Genomic DNA, 2,242 nt, shown 5'->3' with positions numbered 1-2,242 from the left:
ATGAAGACGGCTTACGCCACCATCAAAGGTATTGAGGTGATGCGTGCACTACGCAAAGGCCAGGCCTCAGCATTTTATTATGGTGATCCCCTGGGCGAAATGCGCCTGGTAAGCAGAGTTTTTGAAACGTAAGGCCTTTGAATAAGACAAAAGGCTGCCTCATCGCTAACTTTGCAACAGTGCCCGATGCTGATGGTGGTGCATTGTTTGGTGATAATCCAGCCGCCACAGAATGGGTTATTGCTCATGGAGCCGGTGGTGGCTCTGAAGACCTATACTTTCGTGTTGGTAACGCTGACGTGCTTTGGAAACAAGCACTCAACAAGGTGCAACAGTCATGCTAATCGGGTAGCCAGCTTGCATACGGCTTCGCACAAGGCGTTTCACTAAGAGTGATGAAACTTAATCCAACCATTGCGTAATTCGTACAGACCCTGAGATTTTAAGTAAGCATTTGATAACGCCTGATTAATTCCCCGGGTTTTAGAGCTAAGCCGCCAGGCCCAACATGGGCTTACCACCTGACGCTTACGAAGATTCGTAGGCAGGGGCGTTCTAAAGTCAAAATCGGCTAAATCGAGCGCATCACTCAAAATCGCGTGACCAGAATAATTTCTCCTTCGATCGGTCTGCTTATTATTACAAATGAACTGACTGTAAAGATAACGACCGTTTTCTATACGTTTTGATTCATAGCTAAAAATGTCATTTTCAGAAGACGACTGCACCAGTTGATTGGGCGTAATGGCTGTTGTGCAGCCAGCTCCTGACAGTTCAATATCAGAAGTGATCTGCACCAATCTCGACTATGCTCAATACTCGTGTGCACCAAAGCGAGGTGAGCATGGCGACGGACACCCCACGGATTCCAGAACAAGGCGTGGCCACTCTGCCTGATGAGGCTTGGGAGCGTGCGCGCCGTCGTGCGGAGATCATCAGTCCGTTGGCGCAGTCGGAGACGGTCGGGCACGAAGCGGCCGATATGGCGGCTCAGGCGCTGGGCTTGTCTCGGCGCCAGGTATACGTTCTGATCCGGCGTGCCCGGCAAGGCAGCGGCCTCGTGACGGATCTGGTGCCCGGCCAGTCCGGTGGAGGTAAAGGTAAGGGGCGCTTGCCGGAACCGGTCGAGCGCGTCATCCACGAGCTACTGCAAAAGCGGTTCCTGACCAAGCAGAAGCGCAGCCTAGCGGCCTTTCACCGCGAAGTCACTCAGGTGTGCAAGGCTCAAAAACTGCGAGTGCCGGCGCGCAATACCGTGGCCTTACGGATCGCTAGCCTTGACCCGCGCAAGGTCATCCGCCGGCGGGAAGGCCAGGATGCCGCTCGTGACCTACAAGGTGTGGGCGGCGAGCCTCCTGCCGTGACCGCGCCGCTGGAGCAGGTGCAGATAGACCATACGGTCATCGACCTGATCGTGGTCGATGACCGCGACCGGCAACCTATTGGCCGCCCGTACCTGACCCTCGCCATCGACGTGTTCACCCGCTGCGTGCTCGGCATGGTCGTCACGCTGGAAGCGCCGTCTGCCGTTTCGGTTGGCCTGTGCCTCGTGCATGTCGCCTGCGACAAGCGCCCTTGGCTGGAAGGACTGAACGTGGAAATGGATTGGCAGATGAGCGGCAAGCCCTTGCTGCTCTACCTAGACAACGCGGCCGAGTTCAAGAGCGAGGCCCTGCGCCGGGGTTGCGAGCAGCATGGCATCCGGCTGGACTATCGCCCGCTGGGACAGCCGCACTATGGCGGCATCGTGGAACGGATCATCGGCACGGCGATGCAGATGATTCACGACGAACTGCCGGGAACGACCTTCTCCAACCCTGACCAGCGCGGCGACTACGATTCCGAAAACAAGGCCGCCCTGACGCTGCGCGAGCTAGAGCGCTGGCTCACATTGGCGGTCGGCACCTACCACGGTTCGGTGCACAACGGCCTGCTCCAACCGCCGGCCGCGCGCTGGGCCGAGGCCGTGGCGCGTGTCGGCGTACCGGCCGTCGTCACACGCGCTACTTCGTTCCTGGTCGATTTTCTGCCGATCCTCCGGCGCACGCTGACCCGCACCGGCTTTGTCATCGACCACATCCACTACTACGCCGATGCGCTCAAGCCGTGGATTGCGCGGCGTGAACGCTGGCCGTCCTTTCTGATCCGGCGCGATCCGCGCGACATCAGCCGTATCTGGGTCCTGGAACCGGAGGGACAGCATTACCTGGAAATTCCCTACCGTACCTTGTCGCATCCGGCT

At 58.0% G+C, this 2,242-nt stretch carries 3 protein-coding genes and 1 pseudogene; 3 read left to right on the top strand and 1 reads right to left on the bottom strand.

Going from position 1 to position 2,242, the window contains the following annotated elements; translation table 11 throughout:
- Together FTV41_RS14375 and FTV41_RS14370 are read left to right on the top strand one after the other, a co-directional pair.
- Nucleotides 1-132, top strand: a pseudogene (locus FTV41_RS14375) (IS6 family transposase); the annotation flags it as partial.
- A 5-nt stretch (nt 133-137) separates the two neighbouring features.
- Nucleotides 138-344, top strand: coding sequence for a hypothetical protein (locus tag FTV41_RS14370; protein WP_179996730.1), 207 nt, complete (start codon nt 138-140; stop codon nt 342-344).
- A 42-nt stretch (nt 345-386) separates the two neighbouring features.
- Here FTV41_RS14370 and FTV41_RS15405 read toward each other — a convergent pair whose 3' ends face one another.
- Entirely contained in the window at nt 387-800 is a 414-nt protein-coding gene (locus tag FTV41_RS15405; RefSeq protein WP_218945206.1) for a hypothetical protein, read from the bottom strand.
- Nucleotides 801-844: 44 nt separating this feature from the next.
- Here FTV41_RS15405 and FTV41_RS14360 point away from each other — a divergent pair.
- Nucleotides 845-2,242 (top strand): Mu transposase C-terminal domain-containing protein (locus FTV41_RS14360; protein WP_179996729.1); only part of this gene is annotated, 1,398 nt, incomplete at its 3' end.

Origin of the sequence: Acinetobacter sp. YH16051 (assembly GCF_013417135.1) — a bacterium.
Classification (GTDB): Bacteria; Pseudomonadota; Gammaproteobacteria; order Pseudomonadales; family Moraxellaceae; genus Acinetobacter; species Acinetobacter towneri.
Note: the sequence above shows the minus strand (reverse complement) of the source record. Positions and strands in the feature narration are given on the sequence as shown.